The organism is Porticoccus hydrocarbonoclasticus MCTG13d, from assembly GCF_000744735.1.
Lineage (GTDB): Bacteria > Pseudomonadota > Gammaproteobacteria > Pseudomonadales > Porticoccaceae > Porticoccus > Porticoccus hydrocarbonoclasticus.
In genome coordinates, this window is sequence record NZ_JQMM01000001.1 from 2,384,438 (window position 1) to 2,406,310 (window position 21,873).

General features: G+C 53.8%; 16 protein-coding genes and 1 tRNA gene. 8 read left to right on the forward strand and 9 right to left on the reverse strand.

Annotation, left to right across the window (positions count from 1 at the left end; genetic code table 11):
- Window position 1 precedes the first annotated feature (1 nt).
- Genes U740_RS11360 through U740_RS11380 form a run of 5 tightly spaced genes read left to right on the forward strand, consistent with a single transcriptional unit; the run spans window position 2 to window position 4,185 of the window.
- Window positions 2–727 (forward strand): F0F1 ATP synthase subunit A, encoded by a 726-nt coding sequence (locus U740_RS11360; protein ID WP_036860831.1) that lies wholly within the window; start codon window positions 2–4, stop codon window positions 725–727.
- Window positions 720–983 carry an ATP synthase F0 subunit C gene (gene atpE, locus U740_RS11365; RefSeq protein WP_036860833.1) on the forward strand — a complete coding sequence of 88 codons (264 nt, stop codon included), beginning with the start codon at window positions 720–722 and terminating at the stop codon, window positions 981–983. Before U740_RS11360 ends, atpE begins: the two co-directional genes overlap by 8 nt.
- 52 nt (window positions 984–1,035) lie before the next feature.
- Window positions 1,036–1,782 (forward strand): F0F1 ATP synthase subunit delta, encoded by a 747-nt coding sequence (locus tag U740_RS11370; protein ID WP_036860834.1) that lies wholly within the window; start codon window positions 1,036–1,038, stop codon window positions 1,780–1,782.
- On the forward strand, window positions 1,772–3,301 hold the full coding sequence (locus tag U740_RS11375; protein WP_081890931.1) for a F0F1 ATP synthase subunit alpha: 1,530 nt from the start codon (window positions 1,772–1,774) through the stop codon (window positions 3,299–3,301). Before U740_RS11370 ends, U740_RS11375 begins: the two co-directional genes overlap by 11 nt.
- On the forward strand, window positions 3,298–4,185 hold the full coding sequence (locus U740_RS11380; protein WP_051921530.1) for a F0F1 ATP synthase subunit gamma: 888 nt from the start codon (window positions 3,298–3,300) through the stop codon (window positions 4,183–4,185). The genes U740_RS11375 and U740_RS11380 overlap by 4 nt, the downstream gene beginning before the upstream one ends.
- A gap of 410 nt (window positions 4,186–4,595) precedes the next feature.
- Here the strand turns inward: U740_RS11380 and U740_RS11385 are convergent.
- Window positions 4,596–4,672: transfer RNA gene (locus U740_RS11385), tRNA-Arg, on the reverse strand.
- Between the two features lie 158 nt (window positions 4,673–4,830).
- Here U740_RS11385 and gap point away from each other — a divergent pair.
- A complete protein-coding gene (gene gap / locus U740_RS11390; protein WP_036860835.1) occupies window positions 4,831–5,838 on the forward strand; it encodes a type I glyceraldehyde-3-phosphate dehydrogenase in 1,008 nt (335 codons plus the stop codon).
- A 132-nt stretch (window positions 5,839–5,970) separates the two neighbouring features.
- Entirely contained in the window at window positions 5,971–7,599 is a 1,629-nt protein-coding gene (gene pgi, locus U740_RS11395; protein WP_036860836.1) for a glucose-6-phosphate isomerase, read from the forward strand.
- 73 nt (window positions 7,600–7,672) lie between these two features.
- On the opposite strand, the gene U740_RS11400 is transcribed toward pgi, so the two are convergent.
- From U740_RS11400 to U740_RS11420, 5 genes are all read right to left on the reverse strand, one after another.
- Window positions 7,673–7,957 carry a helix-turn-helix transcriptional regulator gene (locus U740_RS11400; RefSeq protein WP_051921532.1) on the reverse strand — a complete coding sequence of 95 codons (285 nt, stop codon included), beginning with the start codon at window positions 7,955–7,957 and terminating at the stop codon, window positions 7,673–7,675.
- A gap of 225 nt (window positions 7,958–8,182) precedes the next feature.
- Window positions 8,183–10,531, reverse strand: coding sequence for an efflux RND transporter permease subunit (locus U740_RS11405; RefSeq protein WP_036860837.1), 2,349 nt, complete (start codon window positions 10,529–10,531; stop codon window positions 8,183–8,185).
- Between the two features lie 86 nt (window positions 10,532–10,617).
- Entirely contained in the window at window positions 10,618–11,769 is a 1,152-nt protein-coding gene (locus U740_RS11410; protein WP_051921534.1) for a WD40/YVTN/BNR-like repeat-containing protein, read from the reverse strand.
- A 176-nt stretch (window positions 11,770–11,945) separates the two neighbouring features.
- Complete coding sequence (locus tag U740_RS11415; protein ID WP_200877083.1) at window positions 11,946–13,397, reverse strand: DUF1329 domain-containing protein; 1,452 nt, start codon at window positions 13,395–13,397, stop codon at window positions 11,946–11,948.
- A gap of 84 nt (window positions 13,398–13,481) precedes the next feature.
- Window positions 13,482–15,293 (reverse strand): DUF1302 family protein, encoded by a 1,812-nt coding sequence (locus U740_RS11420; RefSeq protein ID WP_051921537.1) that lies wholly within the window; start codon window positions 15,291–15,293, stop codon window positions 13,482–13,484.
- A gap of 593 nt (window positions 15,294–15,886) precedes the next feature.
- Here U740_RS11420 and U740_RS11425 point away from each other — a divergent pair.
- Window positions 15,887–17,902, forward strand: coding sequence for a sigma-54-dependent Fis family transcriptional regulator (locus tag U740_RS11425; RefSeq protein WP_051921539.1), 2,016 nt, complete (start codon window positions 15,887–15,889; stop codon window positions 17,900–17,902).
- 34 nt (window positions 17,903–17,936) lie between these two features.
- Here U740_RS11425 and phbB read toward each other — a convergent pair whose 3' ends face one another.
- The 3 genes from phbB to U740_RS11440 form a co-directional block, all read right to left on the reverse strand.
- Entirely contained in the window at window positions 17,937–18,659 is a 723-nt protein-coding gene (phbB, locus tag U740_RS11430; RefSeq protein WP_036860840.1) for an acetoacetyl-CoA reductase, read from the reverse strand.
- A 263-nt stretch (window positions 18,660–18,922) separates the two neighbouring features.
- Window positions 18,923–20,188, reverse strand: a complete 1,266-nt coding sequence (locus tag U740_RS11435; protein ID WP_036860842.1) for a thiolase C-terminal domain-containing protein — start codon at window positions 20,186–20,188, stop codon at window positions 18,923–18,925.
- A gap of 91 nt (window positions 20,189–20,279) precedes the next feature.
- On the reverse strand, window positions 20,280–21,845 hold the full coding sequence (locus U740_RS11440) for an AMP-binding protein (RefSeq protein ID WP_036860849.1): 1,566 nt from the start codon (window positions 21,843–21,845) through the stop codon (window positions 20,280–20,282).
- Between the last annotated feature and the right edge of the window lie 28 nt (window positions 21,846–21,873).

A 21,873-nucleotide genomic window follows, 5' to 3' on the forward strand; every position in this document is an offset into this window, starting at 1 on the left:
CATGGATAACCCGGAAATTATGATCCTACCCCTGTTCCAACTGGGCCCCATTGATATTTCAGTGACCGTGGTCACCACCTGGGGCATCATGGCCATCATCTGTCTATTTTCCTGGCTGGTGTCACGACGCCTCAGTGTCGACAATCCCGGAATGCTGCAATCCGCCGTGGAAGGCATTATTTTGGTCATCGAAGAGGCGGTGGCGGATGCTGCGCCGCAACACGCCAGACAGATCATGCCGCTGATAGCCAGCCTGTGGATTTTCCTGGTCATTGCCAATCTCTGCGGGCTAATCCCCGGGGTACACTCCCCCACCCGGGATCTTTCCGCCACCGCAGCCCTGGCCATACTGGTGTTTCTGTCAACCCACTGGTTTGGTATTCGTATTCAGGGCATCCGAAATTATCTGCGCCGCTACCTCTCACCGAGTCCGATCCTATTGCCTTTTCATTTGATCAGCGAAGTGACCCGTACCGTAGCGCTGGCCGTGCGACTGTTCGGCAATATCATGAGTCTGGAAATGGCGGCGCTGCTGATTCTGCTGGTAGCGGGATTCCTGGCCCCTGTACCCATCCTGATGCTGCATATTATCGAGGCGCTGGTGCAGGCCTACATTTTTGGCATGCTGGCACTGATTTATGTGGCCGGCGGCATCCAGTCACAACAATCCCGTCAACAACCTGAGCAATCATCCCCTTCAGAAGGGCAAGGAGATACCGATGACTGATCTATCCACCTTTAGCCTGGCATCCACGGTCGCCGCTGTTTTTGGCATCTCGTTGGGCGTCATGGGGCCGGCCATTGCCATGGGCTGGGCCATTAGCCGCGCGTTAGAGGCCCTGTCCCGACAGCCGGAGGCAGAGCGCTCGATCATGCGCACCCTGTTTATCGGACTGGCGATGATTGAATCCCTGGCTATCTATGTGCTGGTGGTTGTATTGATTATCCTGTTCCGCAACCCCCTGCTGGAATATCTCACCTAGTGGTTGAGGACACATACGCCATGCCATCACCAGATCGACAAGGAAACTATCCGTGGAATTGAGCTGGTCCACCTTTTTGTTCGAGATCATCAACTTTCTGGTGCTGATCTGGATTCTCAAGCATTTTCTTTACAAGCCAGTGCTGGGCGTCATCGCCAGGCGTCAGGCGGGTGTCGAGAAAACGCTCAGCGACGCCAGGGCACTGAACAATGATGCTGAAAAATTAAAGCAGCAATATGAGACGCGACTGGAACACTGGCAGCAGGAACGTCAGCAAGCGAGGGATACCCTGAACAGAGAACTGGATGCGGAGCGCGCTGAGAAGATGTCCGAGCTGCGGGACACCCTGGAGCAGGAGCGGGAAAAAGTCCGGATTGCCGAAACCCGGCGCCAGGCAGATGCCCAACGCAAGGTCGAGGAAAGTGCACTCGCTCAGGGTGCTCGTTTTGCGGGGAAATTACTGTCCCAGGTCACATCTCAGGAGACCGAGAACCGGCTGGTTGAATTGGCCATCGCCGAGTTGAAGCAGTTGCCACCAGAACGTCTGGCCACATTACTCGCCCACAATGGGGCGCCATCCAATACCATTACCATCACCAGCGCCTACCCAATGAAAGAACAGCAACGCCAGCAACTCCAGCAGGTACTCAGCCACAATGGCTGGACGGCAACCATCCAATTCAAGGAAGACCCAACACTGCTGGCTGGCCTGCATATCACCATGGGGGCTTGGGTGCTGGCGGCCAACCTGCGCGATGAGTTACACGGTTTCGTGGAATTGAGTAACCATGAGCAGTAGTTCCGACAAAAATAGCGTCGAGACTCAGGGCGACATTCACAAGGATAGCCCCGCACTCGAAAGCCACCTGCTGCAACGTCAGTCAGTATGGCTGGACAGATACCAGCCGGGCCTGCGAATTCACGAACAGGGGACAGTAGTCTCTGTGGGGGATGGTATTGCCTGGATCACCGGTCTGCCGTCGGCAGCCATGGATGACGTGCTGCTGTTTGACGATGGCAGTCGGGGTATGGTGTTCGACCTCAACGAGAATATGATTGGAGCCATTTTACTGCTCGCGACGGAGACGCTGACCTCCGGTACCACTGTGCAGCGCTCAGGGCAACCGCTCAGCGTACCGGTGGGCGATGCACTGCTCGGCAGGACAATAGATCCACTGGGCAGGCCTTTGGATGGCGGCGAGCCACCAGTCCATACCCGCTGGCAGCCTCTTGAAGCGTTTTCTCCACCCATTGTGGCCAGGGACTTTGTTCACAAGCCACTGTATTCCGGCATCAAAATCATCGACACCATGATCCCTATTGGCCGGGGACAGCGTCAGCTGTTAATTGGTGATGAGGGCCTGGGACGGAGCTCTGTAGCCATCGATACAGTAATCAACCAGAAGGATCAGGATATCTACTGTGTCTACGTGCTGATCGGACAAAAACGTTCCACCGTGGTCAGCGTCATGGAAACCCTGAAGGAATTCGGGGCACTGGATTACACCACACTGGTGGTGGCTGAGGCGACTGGCCTGCCGGGACTCCAGCAGTTGGCTCCATTTGCCGGCTGCGCTATTGCGGAATTCTGGATGTATCAGGGTCGTGATGTCCTGGTGATCTATGACGACCTTTCCACCCATGCCCGCACCTATCGTGAATTGTCCCTGTTGTTGCGGCGGCCACCGGGCCGGGAAGCTTACCCCGGTGATATTTTTTCAGTTCACGCACGGCTTCTGGAGCGCTCGACCAGCCTGAATGCCGCGCATGGTGGCGGCAGTATGACGGCACTGCCCATTGTGGAAACACAGCTCGGAGAGATCGCCGCCTATATTCCCACCAATCTGATCTCCATCACCGATGGTCAGGTTTATCTGGACCGGAACCTGTTTGCCGGGGGTTTTCGGCCCGCCATTGATATTGGATTGTCAGTGTCACGCATCGGAGGCAAGGCCCAACATCCTCGCATCAAGGAGGAAGCCGGGCGGATGAAACTCGACTATCTGCAATTTCAGGAACTCGAAGTCTTTACCCGCTTTGGCGCACGCCTCGAGGCTTCCATGGAGGCGACCATCCACCGCGGCCAATTATTGCGCGAAATCCTCAAACAGGATCGCCTCTGCCCCCTGCCAGCCACTGCGCAGATGGCCTGGCTGGTTGCCTTTAATGACCATTTGCTCGATAAAATTGAACCCCAACAGATAGCGGGCTATCTCGATCGGCTACAGGAAAACGTCCGCCAAAGCGACCTGGTGCTGGACAGCCCAAGGGGTGATTGGCAAACCGCTGCGGCCAGATGGCTAAGTGAGATGGCATGAGCCGCCGCAGTCTGGAAGAGCACCGGTACAGCCTGGGGGAAATCCAGGAAATCATGAACTCCATGAAAACCCTGGCCTATATGGAAACGCGCAAACTGACGCGTTTTCTGGATGCCCAGCAGCAAGTGGTAAAAAGCATAGAGCATGCAGCGGCAGACCTCCTTCACTTTTACCCTGACATCCTGCCCGACAGCGAAGATATGCCAACAGTGTGTCTATTGATTGGCTCAGAGAGAGGCTTTTGTGGTGATTTTAATCATGCCCTGTTGGACCGACTGAAGAGCGAGCCACAGTATGCAGAGGTTGGGGTTATCGCGGTGGGGCACAAGCTCTGTACCTTGCTGGACGAGGATCCCAGAATACTGCTCACTCTGGACGGAGCCGGCATCACTGAGGAAGTGACCTCACTGCTAAACCACCTGGTCAACGAACTGAGTCAGCTTCAGCAAACTCATGGTCCCATGTCACTGGTATGTCTCTACCATGAAACTCCCGAACTGATTCGGGAACAAAGATTGCTGCCGCCCTTCCACAATCTGGCAGTTTTATCTGAAGAACAGGTAAGGACCTTCAGCCATCCACCCTTATTACACCAGCCACCTCGTGAACTCCTGGCAGAGCTGACCGAGTATTATCTTTTTGCGGTACTGTTCGAGATGCTCTACATCTCACTGATGGCAGAAAATCATCACCGGGTAGCCCACTTGGAGGGTGCTGTCAGGCATCTGGAAGATGAGGAGGCGGAGTTAACCAGAGCCTGCAACGTATTGCGGCAGGAGGAAATTACCGAAGAAATTGAAGTTATCCTGCTCGGTGCCGAGAATCTGGGCGGACCAACAATCAACACTGCCTCACAGAGAAAGCCGGATCAAACGAATAAATAGACATCGTTTGCTGGTTCACGGGAAATATTATTGTTTAATACCGGCGTCCAAGATCGTCATAAAGAGATCCAGAGATCCAGATAACCAGAGAATCAGGAATTCGGTCCGACCGGTTTGTCGAAGAAATCCGATTCGGGTGGAAATCAATAACCCTTGGGGGGAGTGAACCACGTGTCTCCCAAGCAACTATTTGCACACCGTTGAACGGACGTCAGTTGTACTGGCGGGCCGGCAATCCGACCACATTACAAAATCGCGACCTATGTAACCGTTTATCCTCGTCAGGGAGAGTTGGTTCAAAACGGCTTATGGCCGTTTTGCCCCCTGCGGGGCTGCGCAACCTGGGGAGGTTCTCACCACCATCGTGGCCCGTAAAAAAACCCCCGCCTTTCAGGCGAGGGTTTACTTTATGGCGCACTCGGGAGGATTCGAACCTCCGACCGCTCGGTTCGTAGCCGAGTACTCTATCCAGCTGAGCTACGAGTGCGTGAGGCCGCGTAATATATTGAAGTGGCTCCGGAGAGTCAAGTCGAAAAGCCATTTTGGTTATGTGGCAGAGGCGTTTGTTGCATATTGCCACGACTTAAATTGAGGATGTTGTTGGGCGACCAATCAGGCAATAATAGGCCTTAAAGGGAGACGAATATGCTGCGCATAGCAATTAACGGCTACGGCCGTATCGGCAGGAATATCCTTAGGGCTTTTTACGAGAGGCCAGAGCTCAGGGAGCACGTAACCATTGTCGCGATCAATGATCAGGGCAATGTAGCCATCAACGCTCACCTGACCCGGTTTGACAGTGTTCACGGCCAATTCTACCAGTCGGTAAGTCACAACGACGAGACCCTGTTCATCGGCGAGGACGCCATCAGCGTACTCGCCGAGCCGAATCCGGCAAAACTCCCCTGGCTGGCGTTGCAGGTGGATATCGTGCTCGAATGCACCGGTCTTTTCACCGAGCGTGAAAACGCCGCGAAGCACTTGCAAGCCGGAGCCGGAAAAGTGCTGATTTCAGCACCTGGCAAGGATGTGGATGCGACCGTCGTTTTCGGTATCAATCACACACTGCTGACCGCCGAACACCGGATCGTATCCAATGCCTCCTGCACCACCAATTGTCTGGCGCCAGTGGTTCAGCCGCTGTCCGCAGCTCTCGGCCTTGAAACAGGTTTCATGACCACAGTTCATGCCTACACCAATGATCAGCATCTGGTGGATGTCTACCACGAAGATCTTTACCGGGCGCGCTCGGCCACATTATCCATGATTCCCACCCGCACGGGGGCTGCCAAAGCCATTGGTCTGGTGCTGCCCGAACTCTCGGGAAAGCTGGACGGTATGGCAGTCAGGGTGCCCACCGCCAATGTATCGCTGGTGGATCTCACCTTTACGGCCAGCCGCGCCACCACAGCGACCGAAGTGAACGATATCATGCAGCAGGCAGCGCGCGGCCTGCTGGGTGAAGTGCTCGCTTATACGGAGGAACCGATGGTGTCCGTCGATTTCAACCACTCCGCCTACTCCAGTATTTTCGATGGCTCGCACACTCGGGTTTCCGGCCAGCTGGTCAAAGTCCTCGCCTGGTATGACAATGAGTGGGGGTTTTCCAACCGCATGCTCGATACCTGCCTGGTCATGGGCCGACATCTGTAGAGTGAGCGGTGTTAAAATAATAAGACAGACTAGTAGACTACGGCCAGACCTTTCCATACCAACTGTCATCATCGCGTATGCGATACTGGCCGACAGAATCAGACAGCGACCAAAACCAAACGAGCCCCCCGCATGACAAAGACAACCTCCTCTCCCGATACACTGCCAGCCTGGCATACGCTGGAAACACTGGCAGGGGGGGGCAAACGACTCGACTTGATGTCGCTGTTCCAGAAGGACCCGGATCGCCATCGGCGTTTTGCCCTGTCGGTTGACGGGTTATTACTGGATTATTCAAAAAATCTGATCGACGAAACCATTTTTTCAACCCTGCTGACCCTCGCCGAACAATCCACATTGGAGCAACAGCGAGACACCCTGTTCAACGGCGGGCTAATCAATAGTTCGGAACAACGCGCTGCGCTTCACACCGCCCTGCGAGGTGAGCGGGAAGATGGTTACCGGTTCGGGGGAGAGGCCCTGGACGAACAGATTAGCGCCACACTGGCCGAGATGGCGGCTATCAGCAGCTCAATCCGCGAAGGCACATGGCTCGGTGTCACGGGCAAGCCCGTACAGGATATCGTTCATATCGGCATCGGCGGCTCGGTACTCGGCCCTCAGCTGGCCTGTCAGGCATTGCGCCCCTACAGGCACCCGGACCTCCGGGTTCACTTTATCGCCAACGTGGATGGGGAGGATGTACTCAACATCCTCAATCAACTGGATCCCGAACGAACCCTGGTAATTGTCGCCAGCAAGACCTTTACCACCCAGGAAACACTGTTAAACACACGCACCACCCTGCACTGGCTGGAGAATAAACTGCAGCTATCGGGGATGGTGAGTAGCCGCCAGATCATCGCCCTGACTGCCAATCGTCAGAACGCCGAAACCTTCGGTATCCCGTCATCACAGATTCTGACATTTGACGAGTGGGTCGGTGGTCGCTACTCGGTATGGTCCTGTGTGGGACTGACCATTTCAATCAGCCTGGGACACGAGCACTTTACAGAGATGCTAAGTGGCGCCCGGGCAATGGATCGGCATTTCCGGTCAGCACCCTTCGCCAAAAACATGCCTGTAATTCTGGCCTTGCTGGGTATCTGGTACCGGAATTTTCTAGACGCACCATCGGTGGCCATCATCCCCTACTGCCAACGTCTGTCATTGCTACCCAGCTATCTACAACAGCTCGATATGGAGAGTAACGGCAAGTCTGTCTCGCAGTCCGGCGAAACCATTGATTACCCGACAGGTCCCGTCCTCTGGGGACAAACGGGCACCAATGCTCAGCACACCTTTTTTCAGCTGTTTCATCAAAGTAACCATTTAATTCCGCTCGACCTGGTCGCCACAGTCCATGAACCCGAAAGCATCAATGAACATCACCGCACACTGCTGGCGAATTTGCTGGCGCAGGCATCTGCCTTGATGGCGGGCAATAGAGACCAACCGGACCTCCCGGCCCACCTGATCTGTCCCGGTAACAAACCCTCGAACATGCTGCTACTCGATGCCCTCACACCCTACCATCTCGGCCAGGTGCTGGCACTCTACGAGCACAAGGTATTCGTGCAGGGCGCGATCTGGAACATCAATTCCTACGACCAATGGGGCGTCGAACTCGGTAAAGGCATTGCGTCCGGTCTGCTGTCTGAACATGACAGCATGAGAAACGGCGTAGATGCACCTGACCCGTCTACACGGCAATTACTTGACCACATCAGCCGCCGCACGGGATTATTCAAAATCCCCTGACACGCCCCGCCACCAGCCTGTCAGGGGGGAACTGCCAGCAACGGCGTCAAACAACAGTAATACAGCAGGGGAATCAACCAGACACAGCGCGCAAAATACCCAGCATGAAACAACGACTGATCAGATAGATCGAGTTATTGGCACCCAGCTTGAGCCGGGCACTTCGCATGTGGAGCTTGACCGTGGCCGGGGTGATACCCAACAGTACCGCCACCTCATCATTGGTCTTGCCCAGCGCGATCCTCAATACAACTTCTGATTCACGTTTGGTCAGACCATAGAGCGGATAAACAGCCAGCTTTTTTGCACCATTCCGGTAGGATTCATTAAATTCCAGCACATCGGTATTCATTTTCATTATTGTTGTTGGGTCAAATCCGTATTTTCAGTTAATGGTTGGTTCGATCAATCGAGCCGGTAAAATGAAGACATCTACCAGCCTTATCAACTTTACCTCAAGGCCAAAGCGAACCCATCTTAGATAACTGGCCATAAAACACTGAACCCGATATCTACGCTACAAAAAAACAAGGCCCTTCCGGGCCCTGTTTAATCTTGCATTGGAATTCAGGCTATTATCCTGTCAGTGGTGCTGTACTTCACCAAACAGGAAACGCGGCTTGAAGATAAAGGCAAGAGCCGGCATCAGGAACAGTGCACTCAATGCAGAGACACACAGCCACAGACCAATCAACATCCCCATCTCAGCCTGGAATCTCAATGAAGAGAACAACCATACAGCAACGCTGGCAATCAGTACCAGAGCAGTTACCAGCACACCCCGTCCCGCACAGTGCAGAGACATGGAAATAGCTTCGATGTGTGACTTGCCAGATTTGTATTCGATCTGGATACGGTCACAGATGTACAGTGCGTAGTCCACACCGAGGCCAATACCCAGCGCAGCAACGGGCACGGTATTGATGTTCATACCAATGTTCTGCCATGCCATGAAGGCGAAGGTTACCAGATTGGACAGCACCACCGGGACCATAAAGAACATCCCCGCAATACTGGAGCGATACACAATGATACACATCATCACTAGGATGAAGAGCGCCAGTGCAATCGACTGAATCTGTCCGGAGAGGATAACCTCGTTCACCGCACCGATCACGCCGATGATCCCGCCAGCCATGTGAATGGTCAGCCCTTCGACTTCCATGTTGTCCTTGAACTCATTGATCCGGGCGATCGCTGTCTGGATAGTCTTACCCTGACGATCAGTGAAGAACAACGTCACCGAAGCATTGGTGGCTTTCACATCGGTAAAGCCAAGCAGGTCACCGGGCTCAGAGGCACGTTCGAACATATAGATCAGTTCGGCGTTGTTGGTGGTCGTTTCACCCAGCTCCACATAGCGGTAGTTACCTTCCCGCACTGTCTGGTTAACCGTAGGCAACACATCCGCCAAGGACAGACTACCGCCAATTTCGTCCTGTTGCTCCATGTATCGCTGGAAACGCAACATGCTGTCCAGAGACTCGACCTCTTTCATCAGGCCCTGCTCGTCTCGGGTTTCATTACCAAACACCACGAACATCCGGTCAGCACCCGGGAACTTGCTGTTGATATTGTCAGAGTCGATATTGTAACGGGCATCAGGCCAGAGAATCGGTGAACCGGGATTGGCATCACCCACTTTCAGATCCACGGCGTAAAAACCACAAACAACAAACAGCGCCAGCGCGAACGTCACCACCACGTAGCGCGCACGGGTTTCCACAAGTTTCACACACATGTTAAGGAAGGGACGGATCACCAGCAGGTCAAGATTCAGCGGGTGGGCGTAGGACTTGGGTTTTCTGACCCATGACAGCAGGATCGGCGTGACAATAATCGAGCTCACCGCCACCGTACCAACCCAGACAACCGCCAGTACCACCAGTTTCTGCAACAGAGGAATCGGGCTGATCGCAACTACCGTCACACAGCCAGCATCCGTAGCAATACCCAGTAAGCCGGGACGCAACAGGTCCTTCAGGGTCAGACGGGCCGCCTCTGTTGAACAGAGATCATGGCCCTCGGTCATCTTGTCAATTTCTTCGTGGAAACGGGTGATCATCTGCACCGAATGCGATACCGCACGGGCGGTAATCAACATCGCCACTACCACTACCAGCGGATCGAAGTGAATACCCAGCATATGGGCGGCGCCCAGTGCCCAAGTGGCACTGATGGCACCGGACAACAGTGGCAACAGTGTACCGCGCCAAGTTCTGTTGATCAGGAACAGCAGTACCAGGAAGATTAACGCAGCCACCAGCACCAGATTCATAGTTTCAGGCAGGAAGTGATTTACCCAACCGTAGAGAATCGGGTTGCCCACCAGACTGATATCCACAACATCATCATCTAACCTGTCTACCAGTTCGTAGGCCTGTTTATAGGCACGGTTGTACTCGAGAAGATTGTCGTAGAAATCCACCGTCACCAGTGTTGCCGTCAGATCTTTGGACACATAGGGCCCATAGACCAGCGGGCTGCGCAGGATTGCTTCCCGAAGCCTTTCAATACCGGCCTCGTCTTCCGGAAGAGCAGGCCACATATAGGGGAAACTTTCAATCCCCTCTGTGGAAGCGCGCACTTCCTTCAGTTTTTTACCGGCAATCGAATAGATCTGGAATTCATTGATCGCATTGATCTTGTAGAGCCCCTGGGTCAGCTCACGGACCTTCTTCAAAACCGGCATCTGGAAAATATCACCTTCTTCCGCTTCGATCATGAAGGTGATGATATTGGTGCCACCAAAGGTGTTTTTATATTCGTTGTGTATCTGAACGTAGGGATGCGAGGTCGGCATCAAGTCGTCAAATACGGTTTTAACTTCGATATTCTGTGCAAAGTAAGCAAATACAACTGTGAGAACAGCCACCACTGCCAGAACACTTTTTCTGAATTTGATACAGGCAAGTGCAAATTTTTCTATCATGTTATCCTCCACCAACCATCCGAAACTGCCTGGATGGGCGCATCTTTTAATTGTTTATTTGAATCGTCACGCAACTGTGTCAATGACTAGTGCAACAAAGTCCACTGGTTCGTTTCGAGATCCATATAACCGACCGTCTCACCGACACCGATAAACCCGCCATCACCGGTCAGGGCGAGTTCCGAGTGGGATGTAAAATCCTTCACTTCTGCATCGGCTTCTGTCAGGAAACGTGTGTCAAATGACGACAGATCACCGGAGAAGATTATCCACTTGCCTTTGTTGCCTATACCTACCCACTCTTTCATGTGTTCAGACCAGGCAACATCCATGAGGTGCTCTTTCATACCGGAGGTTTTGCTATCGATATGTGACCAGGTATCACCGCCGTCAAAGGTGCCGACAATGGTACCGGACAAACCGACGGCAACCCCTTCCAGCTCATTGCGGAAATCGATGGCCGCAAAACTGTTCAGGCTATCGGTCTTAATCGTGCGCCAGGTTTCACCATTGTCATCACTTTTGAAAATCAGTCCGTAAGCGTCCGGCACTAACTGGTGCGGATCATAAGGCGCATCGGGATCTTCAATCGCCCTTGCTTCAGCGGCGATGATGATGGTGTTTTCATTGGTGCGGGCAACGTCATTGAAGAAGACATCCTCTTCATCGCGCAGGCGCTTCCAGGTATTCCCGTAATCCAGACTTTGAATGATCATGCCCATCTCGCCTACCGCCAGCGCTTCGCCACCGGGAGATACATGGACTTTCAACAACTTGTTGGAAATTTCAGATTTGGGTGTCTCCACTGACGTCCAGGTCTTGCCACCATCGTCGGTCACCACCGCAACGCCCTTGTTCCCCACGGCCACGGCACGGTTCTCATCCCAGGCAGCGATATCCTGAAAATGGATATCCACGGTGGAGTTTTGATTAGTCCAGGTTTTCGCCCGGTCAGTGGAAATAAGGATTTTTCCGTAGTTACCGGCCGCCCAATACACATCGGGGCCGACTCGGGTGACGCCGAGAATATTGTCACGCCGGTCAATCGCCGGTGGTGTGACTTCCTCTATCACGGCAGTTGGTTTAACAAACAGGCCTGCCCACAACAGGGTGCCGACAATAGCCCAGGGTAAAATTGATAAAACCAGTGCAATAAATTTTTGGCCTGCTGTTTTTTCTACCGGCCCTGCGGGCTCAGAGGAATTGGTTCCAGCATGGTCCTGTCCAGCAACATTCATAAAACCCCCAAAAAAATCTAAATGACCAGAAAGGCCACCTTTTACTACTAACAGTGCTACGAACACCGTCTGATCGGTCGTTTTTATTGATTTTTCAGTGTGTAAACTGCAACAGAGCTGCCAGATAAACGATTAGGTTTGCCTGACAGCCCTGTTTCAGAACGAACCGGTTCGAATTAACGAGCCAGTGCAATCAACGTTTGCAGCGTGACGTCTGTTTCTTCAACACCGGCCGGATTGGCTTTCATGTTGGAAGACCAGTTGGTCGCGAAGTCTGCTTTAAAGTCAATGATGTGACCAACTACCGGCATCAGCGCCTTGTAGCCATCATCACCTACGTCGAGACGGTTCTGGAAGATAAAGCCTTTCCAGAATTCACCGTTTTTGTCGTAGGCCTCACCCAGGTAGGGACGAGGATAATCGACTTCCATATACACCACTTTCTTGCTGTAGGGGTGAACATCGGGCGGAGTGCCTTCGATTACCCATACTTCACGTGGCTCCCACTGTACCTGGGGCGCGGGGAAGTAGTGAGGCGGAATGTCCATGCCAACTGCAGGGAACTCCTGAATGGTGTTTCTGAAACGCAGATCCACAGTCATCAGCGGTGCGTGAGCAATCGCAAATACATATCGACGATCAACCAGTTTTACATCTTTGTATTTGGTTGGTACCGCATCCCAGATATCCCAGTCATCGTACAGCTGTACCGTACCACCAATTGGATCCATCCAGGCGTTACCGGACAGACGACGTGCACGGCGAACAGACTTCAGATAAGCCCAAACGTCATCCGGTGTTTCAGCAGTGGGGTCATTGTAGCGTACAGAGAAGATACCGATACCTTTAATATCCTGGGGATAGATTGCCACCAGAACGGTTTTTTGCATGATATCGCCATCACCTTCTACCAGCGGACCACCATCGAGACGGCCTTCCATGTAGTAGCGACGAGCCCACCAGCGCTGGATACGCTCCATGCCGTCTTCACCGTCGAGGAACACCCAGGAGATGTGACGCAAGTCCATGGTCGCACCGTAAGTCGGTGAACGCAGGTTCCAGATCAGTTTGTCACCGGCGTGGGGGTCGTCCATAGAGATTTCTTGCGGGTCAAAGAACATACCGGCTTCCCAGCCAGACACTGCACGGGTTTCGGGGTCAAATTTTACTTTGCCCTTACCATCCTGAGTGGCCTGCATGTACTTCTCGTCCATCTCGATGAATTCCGAATGACGGATATTCATCGCCAGGTTCTTTTCCCGAATCATCCACTCGATTTTCTCGGTAATCATGTCGCCGACACGCTTACCTTCGAAATACATGTCCTTGACCTTGTCAAAGTTGGCCGCGTTGATCACGGTACCTGCTTTCATTACCTGGTCTTCGGTCACGCCTTCGGGCAGTTGTTCCGCTTCCATATCAGGTTTGCCGTTGTCCCAGCGGCCAGCTTTCGCCGGGCTGCCGTAGAACACCGGGTTAGGTTTGGAACCGTCTGCCGTTGGCTGCACATAACCGGGCTCCCGGTCTGTTGCATACAGCGGCAGCGCTGTTTCGTCTTCCGCCGATGCCATCAAGGGCGCAAAGCCCATTGATGCCACGACCGACGCCGTTAGTAACTTCTTATACATAGTCATACTCCCAGTTTTAAAATAAGTCTTATTTGTGACTATCCGGTTTTCCAATAGTTGCACAAATTTTCATTATTATCTTTATTAGAACTGTCTGGTCAGCTTGAAGACCAGCTGGTTGTCGCGGGCGAACCAGTCCATAAAGGAGGCATCATTTTCACGCACACCAAGCAGGTCGTCGCCGACGGTTTTATCACAACCGCTTACCCCAAGGTCTTGTCCGAGCGCAGGCTGGTTACCGTTATTATCCGCTTTACCACAGACTTTTTTGCGGTCGCCGTCGTTCCACCACAGGTCTGCTTCAACCTTCAGGCGCCAGTCGTTACCCCAGACAAACTCCACCGCCGGGATCACAAAACCGCCGCCGTTGGTGAGGTCGGTACCGACCACCAGCGAGGGGTTAATGGTGTCACGGGTATAGTTCAGCAGGGTGAACAGGGTCAGGTAAACAGTATGCTCGGATTTCTCTTCACCGAAGGAGGCAAATTCGACAATTTCATCGCTCTTCTTGCGGTTGATGATCCAAGTATCAAACAGCTGGACACTGGAAAGTGACGGACGGTGAGTACCGAGAATCTCCTGCCACTTGAACTCCTTGTCGATCCGCAGCATGACGTTCAGGGTGTCCTTCTCTTTAATACCACCCCAACCCGGCAGGTCGGACTGCAACTGGCCGTAGTTGTAAGGCTTGTTCGGTATAAACGCCACTTCGGCACTCAATGTGGAGTCCATCGCCATGCTGAAGTAGTTGACGGTGAAGCCAAACACATCGATTTCCGGATAGAGCCACTCACCCAACAGCTTGTTACCGCGATAGTCATCGCCATAACCTTCAAGCGCGACATCAACCGGCATACCGCCTGCATCAAATCCAGGTACGGCTACTTGGCTGCCGCCAACACCATAATAGGAACCAAATCCTGCGAGGTCACCATCTGGATTCAGACGCAAGTTCGGGTTGATCACTGGAGCCGGGTTAAAGGTTTTCATATAGGAGAACGAGTAACCGGCTGAGCCCCAGCGGCCGTTCCAGCGGATACCGTAGGTCCAGTCGTCCCAGTCGCCCTTGTTGTGGTCTTCGTTGTAGGCATCCGTGACCTGGGTAAAGTCAACCCCGCGGTAAGGAGTGGGAATCCAGCGACCGCCTTCAATATTATAGTTGCTACCCATGTCCACGGCGCGATCCAGTCCCGGACGAATATAGAAGTTGAACATACCATCCCACTCGTGGACCTCATAGACGAAGTTCAACAGGAACAGCGGTTTACGCCACTCTTCGTTGTTCTCATAGAACAGCCGCTGGCGGAAGTCGTAGCCATGCACCACGTCCATCGCCTGGAAGAAGTCGGATTCCCCCCACACCAACTGCTGACGGCCGATACGGGCGAACAGACGGTCGGTGATCTGCCAGTCGAAGTAGATTTCACGAACAATGTCCATAATCTCATCAGTGGTTTCATACTGGTCCATGAAACTGCCTTCGGTGCCATAGCGACCATAGGTGCCACGGTTATCGGTACCGGGTGTCAGAACATTAAGGGCAGCATGCTGCTTGTCCATACGCTCAGACAGGTCTTCGAGGTAATCGGTTTTGTGTTCGTGCTCGACACGGGTGACCACCCGCCAGTTCAGCGGCCCGGTTTTGATATCCCAATCGATATTGACGGTGGCTCGCGCCTGGTTCATACGCCATTTGTCGTCGGCACTGGTCTCTTTATGATCATTCAGCAACACACCGACGGTGGTGCGGACATAGCCGTTATACTTGATCGAGAAAAAACTATCATCCATACCATAATCTAGATCGACAGCAAACGTCGGGCTTGCGGCGGCCATCAGCCCCCCAAAGCCCAGCAGAAAGCCACCTACTTTCTTGATGCTGGTGTTGTTTTTCATCACCATTTTCTTCTCCCACTAATTTATTAAATATTATTAGTTGCCGCCGCACATTCCGCACAGCAATGCGAAATATAAACAGCTTCGTCCCCAACAGCAACAACAGTTTTGCCACAAAAATGTGGTAATTGCGTCCGAAAAACGGTCAATACACTAGTCATCGAGGTTTCTCCGGTCACTCCTTCTTCGCTGAACGCCTTTGTTCATGGGGTTTTCACGACATTAAACGTTTTATTATCGTACGAACCCCGATGCAAATCGTATGATTAAAGAAAAATCATGGCAAGCCCAATTTATTGGGTTTCAGACTTTTTTTTGGCCGAATGGGCCCGGCAGGTCGGCAATCTACGTCCTGTTACTCTATCGGACAGATCCGGGCACGGGGCATCACGAACGGACTGACAGGTCATGACACTGCGTGTTATTATCGGTCGCACCCATGCGGGACTTAGTATTTTTATTCCGGCGGGCAATGCCAGCGGAACGCAACCGGGCATTGAGCAACTCCAATAACAGTGAGCGCAGATGATGGGTTTACCACGTCATTGCCGATTACCCGGCCGATTATCCGACAACGGGGGAGGTCATCCACAGTGAGGGGCCCAAGTCCTAAAAAGCCCGGCCTGATTTATCGGCCCGATGGCGACAGCCTGAATGCCCAGCGGGGGATTGATCGCGCGTGGGAGCAATTTCTCTGCAAGGGTGGCCAGGCCAAAGATCTGCCGATCCGCGACGTAATCGCCAGCTCCTGGGAGCGCTGCCTGTCCCAGGGCGTGAACCCGGAACAGAAAGCGGCACCACTGCTGGTGTCTGAAAACACCCTCTCCCACCACCGGCTGAGAAACTCCGATTTATTGCTGTGCGCAGAACCTGTGCTGGAACAGGCGCGCCTGTTTCTGCAGGATCTCGAAACCATCCTCTACCTGACCGACTACCAGGGACTAAACCTGCAGATTGTCGGCGACCCCAGAACCATTGACGATGCAAGAGATATCGGACTGGTGGAGGGCAGTGGCTGGAACGAAGGCCATTCCGGCTCCAACGCCGTGGGTACCGCCATGGCAACCCGCAAGCCGACCCAGGTGCACGGCGAAGAACACTACATTCAGGGCTTCAAACCCTGGACCTGTACAGCAGCGGTGATCGCCGACCCCTACGACAACCAGATGATGGGTGTGATAGACCTGTCCGGACTGTGCAGCATTTACGATAAATTCCATGTGCCGCTGGTGGTGGCCTGGGCCAGCCAGATTCAATCGGGCCTGGCGAAAAAGACCTCGGACCTGTGGAGCCTGATCCTCGAACACAGCAACAGTCAGTTCGGCCACTACCGCAACACCGGCAAGCTGTTGCTGGACAAGCAGGGGCGATTGATCAACTCTACCGCCAACGCTGCTGCCGCACTGGACTCCCTGGGTATCGACTACGATCCCGAGACCAAACGTCGCCTGTCGATGCAGCGCTTCGGTGGCGATGAAATCGTCTACCCGCACGACGCGGGGCTGTGGGTGTCGGAGGATTGGGTGGAACCGATACTGCACAAGGGCAACATTGTCGGCTTTCAGGTGCTGGTGCCGTCACCGCGCCGGTCTACCTCCAAACCCGCCGCCGAGCCACTGGCTGCCGGCCCGACGACCAGCCTCGATCCGTTTGACGGCATCTACGGCAAGAGCCCCTCTTTTCAGGCCAGTGCGGACAAGGCCCGCAAGGCTGCTAATACACCGCTGCCAGTACTGATTCTGGGGGATACCGGGGTCGGCAAGGAAGTATTCGCCAAGGCCATTCACGACAGCAGCCAATACGCCGACGGGCCATTTATCGACCTGAACTGCGGCGGCTTCACCCGGGACATTCTCAGCAGCGAACTGTTCGGCCATGTGGAGGGGGCGTTCACCGGCGCGCGCAAGGGCGGCATGGTCGGCAAAATCGAGGCGGCCAATGGCGGCACACTGTTTCTCGACGAAATTGGCGAGCTGCCGCTGGAATTGCAACCGGTGTTTCTGCGGGTACTGCAGGAGAAGAAAATTTACCGGGTGGGGGACATCAAACCGATCCCCGTGGATTTCCGACTGATTGCCGCCACCAACCGCGACCTGAAAGGCGCAGTGAACGAGGGGCTGTTCCGCAAGGATCTGTATTTCCGGCTATCCACCGTGACCATCAGTCTCGACCCACTGTCGGGCCGCAAGGAAGATATCGAAGGAATCGCTCAATTGGTGATGGCGCGCATCCGCAAAACCGACGACATCTCAGCGAAACGCTTCTCACCGGGCCTGATGACGGCCCTGAAAAGCCGCGAGTGGCCCGGCAATATCCGTGAACTGGCCAATGTGGTGGAGTGCATGTGTTTTATGTCCACAAACGAAACCCTGACGATTGACGATCTCCCCGAAGGTTATCGGCCAGGGGAAAGCAATTTAGAGCCGGAGCACGTCAACGCCTTCATCACACCACCCCAGGGTAATCTGGACAGGGTTGAAAAATCCACCATTGAGGCCGCCATCAAACAGGCGGAAGGCAACATGACCCAAGCGGCCAAACACTTGGGCATCGCCAAGAGTACGCTCTACCAGAAAATGAAAAAATACCATCTGAAGAAGCCGACCTGAGAATAAGAGATAAAGTAAATAAAAGGCTCCGGCGCTAGTACATGTGCTGGCCACCGTTGATGGACAGGGTAGAGCCTGTAATAAAACCACTCTCATCCGACACCAGAAACAGTACGCCCCGAGCGATATCATGGGCGGAACCAAGCCGACCAACGGGAATACGGGCAACAATTTTTTCCAACACGGCGGCTGGCACGGCCCTCACCATATCAGTTTCCACATAGCCTGGGGCTACCGCATTAACCGTGATCCCCATGCTCGCACCTTCCAGCGCCAGCGCCTTGGTAAAGCCGTGAATCCCGGACTTGGCCGCAGCGTAATTGACCTGTCCATACTGACCCGCCTGACCGTTCAGTGAGCCGATATTGACGATACGACCAAAACGGCGCTCACGCATGCCCTCAATCACACAGCGACTCATGTTGAAACAGGAGCCCAGATTGGTATCAAGCACCTCCTGCCAAGATTGCGGGGACATTTTGTGCAAAGTGCCATCGCGGGTGATCCCCGCATTATTAACCAGAATGGAGACGGGGCCGATATCACGTTCTATCGTTTCGATACCGTTTTTACAGGCATCGAAATCGGATACGTCGAACTTGTAAGTGGGAATACCGGTCCGCTTCCTAAACTCGCTGGCCCGGTCATCGTTGCCTCCGTAATTGGCCACCGTCAGATAGCCCGCCTCCTTGAGCTCAATAGCAATGACTTCACCGATACCTCTTGTTCCCCCAGTCACCAGTGCTACTTTTGGCATCTCATCATCTCCTGATTTTTTATTCTTGCTACATCTACAACTACCGGTACCAAGCAGGCTGCGCAAAATAGCTTGCCGGAACCAGCTCTATCATAACCCACGGGACAATTATTAAACCAAGCCCACAGGAAAACAAATACTGTGACAACAAAAGTTCAGGAAGTTTGATTGGAATCAAGACTTTTTGGGGTGACGGGGAGATATCAAAAAAACTGGCAGGGGCGAACCGGTAGCCGGTTCACGCCCTGTCAGGGAGGAAAGCACTATTTGAGTCGACGCATAACCGAGACACAATTGGTCACACCGGAGCCACCGATATTGACGGTCATCGCCACTTCCGGATTACCCTTTGCCGCCACCCCTATCGGCTCGCCCACCAGTTGTTTGTAGGCCAGCGCATGCATCGATGCACCTGTGGCACCCACCGGGTGGCCCTTGGATTTCAGGCCACCAGACAGGTTGATCGGACAGTCACTGTCTGGATCGTATTTACCACTCATGAAATCGTAACCGGCACGGCCCGACTCGGACAGACCGATAGCTTCAACGCAGAGAAGCTGATTGATGGTGAAACAGTCATGCACCTCCGCCAGATCGAGATCATCCACGGTGGCTCCCGCTTCCTTCAGCGCCAAGTCGACGGCGTGACGGGTGGCGCGAAGCTCATGCAGACGACCGATGCGTTCCTTGAGCATCATCCGGTCCGTCACATGGCCGATACCGGACAACTCAACGGCATGCTTGAAGCTGGCTTTGGCATTATCGCTGGAAGTGAGCACCACTGCGGCCGCCCCATCGGTAATCAGTGAGCAATCGTGCAGGCGCAATGGCGGGGCGATCATCGGGTTACTACCCTTGCCCGATTCCGGCAGATTGAGGATCGCCTCGGCGGTAGTCAACTTGTTGATGTCCGGTATACTACCGGGGCCAAAATGCGCCAGTGGATTCTGGATACCATTGCGGTAATTCAGGGCACTGACATGAGCCAACATGATACGCAACTGCTCGGGAGAAAGTTCTTCTTTCTCTTGGTAAGCTTTACCCAGTTCAGCAAACAAACCGGGGAAGGTCATGCCCTTGTTACCTTCTTCCGGCCAGTAGGAACAACAGGACAGCGCATGGGTCACACCAGCGGTATTCAGGGTGTTCATTTTCTCGACGCCGATCGCCAGTACATTTTTGAACCGGCCAGAGGCCACTGCATAGGCGGCATTGTAGATGGCCAGAGAGGAGGTGGCACAGGCTCCCTCGGTGCGGGTGGTGGGCTTGAACAGCAATCCTTGAGGATCAATTTCCAGCGCCAGCGGCCCGACGTGCTCCTGGTTCACGAACAAAGATGGAGAGCAGGAGCCGACCCAGATGGCATCAATGTCCTTTGCTTCCAGCCCGGCATCAGCAATGGCACCAGCTCCCGCCTCTGTCAGCAATTCATAAAAGGATTTGAGATCCTCGACCTCACCGGTTTCACGGTCGCGTTTGACGAACGCACCAAACTTGCTGTTATACGCACCAACAATACTAACCTTCACAATATATCCTCACTACTATTACAGACAGATGGTTAAGTGTTTCAGGCCCGGCGGGCAGGCGTGTAAAAAGTGTAGTCGAAATGGTAACCGGTCAGATTTTCCGACCCGCCTCTTCCCAGAAAACCTTGCGAATCTCTTTTTTCAGAACCTTGCCAACGGGACTGCGCGGCAGCTCATCCCAGAACAGAATCTGCTTGGGCGCCTTCACGCTACCCAGTTTGCTTTTACAGTATTGAATAATCTCCTGTTCGTCCGGTGGCCGGGATTTATCTTTTAACTCCACCACTGCGGTAACCTGCTCACCCCATTTTTCATCGGGGATGCCAATCACAGCGCAATCCTTGATTGCCGAATGCCCCCAGAGCAACTGTTCGATTTCACTGGGGTAGACATTAAAACCGCCGGATATGATCATATCCCGCTTGCGGTCTACAATTGCCAGATAACCCTGCTCATCAAAAACGCCGATGTCCCCGGAGCGCTGCCAGCCGCCCTCACAGCGGATCGCCTCAGTGGCTTCGGGATTCCGGTAGTAGGCCCGCATCAGCAGGTTGCCCCTGATAGCAATTTCTCCTTCCTGCCCCGGCTCGAGGAGCTTGCCCTCGTCGTTCAAAACAGCCACCTCAACGTGGGGTGAAGTCCTGCCACAGGAACGCAGTATAGAGGGGTTGTTGCCATCCAGCGCCAGAACGTGATCTTCGGCGGACAGGAAGGTACACAGCATCGGCGCTTCAGCCTGACCGTAAGTCTGCACCATCACCGGCCCGAAAACATCAATGGCTTCCTTGAGCTTTTCCACCGACATCGGCGCAGCCGCATACCAGAAATAACGCAGGCTGCTGTAATCCCAGGCTTTCACCCGGGGATGGGCCAGCAGCATGTAGATCGCAGTGGGTGGCATGAACAGGTGAGTGACCTGATAGGTTTCGATAGTGGCCAGCAGCCGTTCCGGCACCATGCCATCCATCACGACGACATTGGCGCCCTGACGGATTACCTCGAAAGAGGCGATACCGGCGGCATGAGTCATGGGGGCCGCCACCAGATAGCAGGCAGGAATGTCAGGCAACGGCATCAACTCGTTCTGAATCGCCGAAAGCGTATCCCAGGTGATGCTTCCCCACTCCGCCAGCTTGGAGTCGCCTGTGGTACCCCCGGTGGCAAACAGGTTGACTAGTCCTGCCCCGTCATCCACATCGCTTTGCGAGTCGACGACCAATGCCTGACCGGAAAGCGCACGAAGATCAATATCGGCGACACGCTGGCCATTGAGTTCAATGAGCTGATCACCGGGAAAAGTGTCAGACAGTTCAGGGAAAGCGGTGGCGACACTGTCGTCCACAAAGAGTTTTACCGCACCGGATTTTTCAATCAGCTTGCGGTTGGCCTCAAAGGTGTTGCGCATATTCAGCGGCAACCAGACAGCACCAACCCGGGAAATGGCGAAGATGCAGCAGTAGGCCGCCACCGAATTGGGGGCGTAAGTAGCGACGATGTCCTGTCGCTTCACCCCCTGTTCCTTTAACAACGTGGCAATCTTGATTGAGGCATCGACCATTTGCCGATAGCTCAGCGACAGGTCATTGTCCAGGTCGACAAATTTCGCTTTCTCTGAAAATAGCGCAGGACTCTGATCGAGAAAATCGACTAGACGCATGATGGGCCTCGCTTACGACTGGACCAGG

Bases quoted from the DNA above. Each gene is read 5' to 3' on its own strand.
- U740_RS11380 (WP_051921530.1), top strand. From the start codon at position 3,298: ATGAGCCGCCGCAGTCTGGAAGAGCACCGGTACAGCCTGGGGGAAATC.
- U740_RS11360 (WP_036860831.1), top strand. From the start codon at position 2: ATGGATAACCCGGAAATTATGATCCTACCCCTGTTCCAACTGGGCCCC.
- phbB (WP_036860840.1), bottom strand. From the start codon at position 18,659: ATGCCAAAAGTAGCACTGGTGACTGGGGGAACAAGAGGTATCGGTGAA.
- U740_RS11440 (WP_036860849.1), bottom strand. From the start codon at position 21,845: ATGCGTCTAGTCGATTTTCTCGATCAGAGTCCTGCGCTATTTTCAGAG.
- U740_RS11405 (WP_036860837.1), bottom strand. From the start codon at position 10,531: ATGATAGAAAAATTTGCACTTGCCTGTATCAAATTCAGAAAAAGTGTT.
- U740_RS11420 (WP_051921537.1), bottom strand. From the start codon at position 15,293: ATGAAAAACAACACCAGCATCAAGAAAGTAGGTGGCTTTCTGCTGGGC.
- U740_RS11415 (WP_200877083.1), bottom strand. From the start codon at position 13,397: ATGTATAAGAAGTTACTAACGGCGTCGGTCGTGGCATCAATGGGCTTT.
- U740_RS11410 (WP_051921534.1), bottom strand. From the start codon at position 11,769: ATGAATGTTGCTGGACAGGACCATGCTGGAACCAATTCCTCTGAGCCC.
- pgi (WP_036860836.1), top strand. From the start codon at position 5,971: ATGACAAAGACAACCTCCTCTCCCGATACACTGCCAGCCTGGCATACG.
- U740_RS11375 (WP_081890931.1), top strand. From the start codon at position 1,772: ATGAGCAGTAGTTCCGACAAAAATAGCGTCGAGACTCAGGGCGACATT.
- gap (WP_036860835.1), top strand. From the start codon at position 4,831: ATGCTGCGCATAGCAATTAACGGCTACGGCCGTATCGGCAGGAATATC.
- U740_RS11400 (WP_051921532.1), bottom strand. From the start codon at position 7,957: ATGAAAATGAATACCGATGTGCTGGAATTTAATGAATCCTACCGGAAT.
- atpE (WP_036860833.1), top strand. From the start codon at position 720: ATGACTGATCTATCCACCTTTAGCCTGGCATCCACGGTCGCCGCTGTT.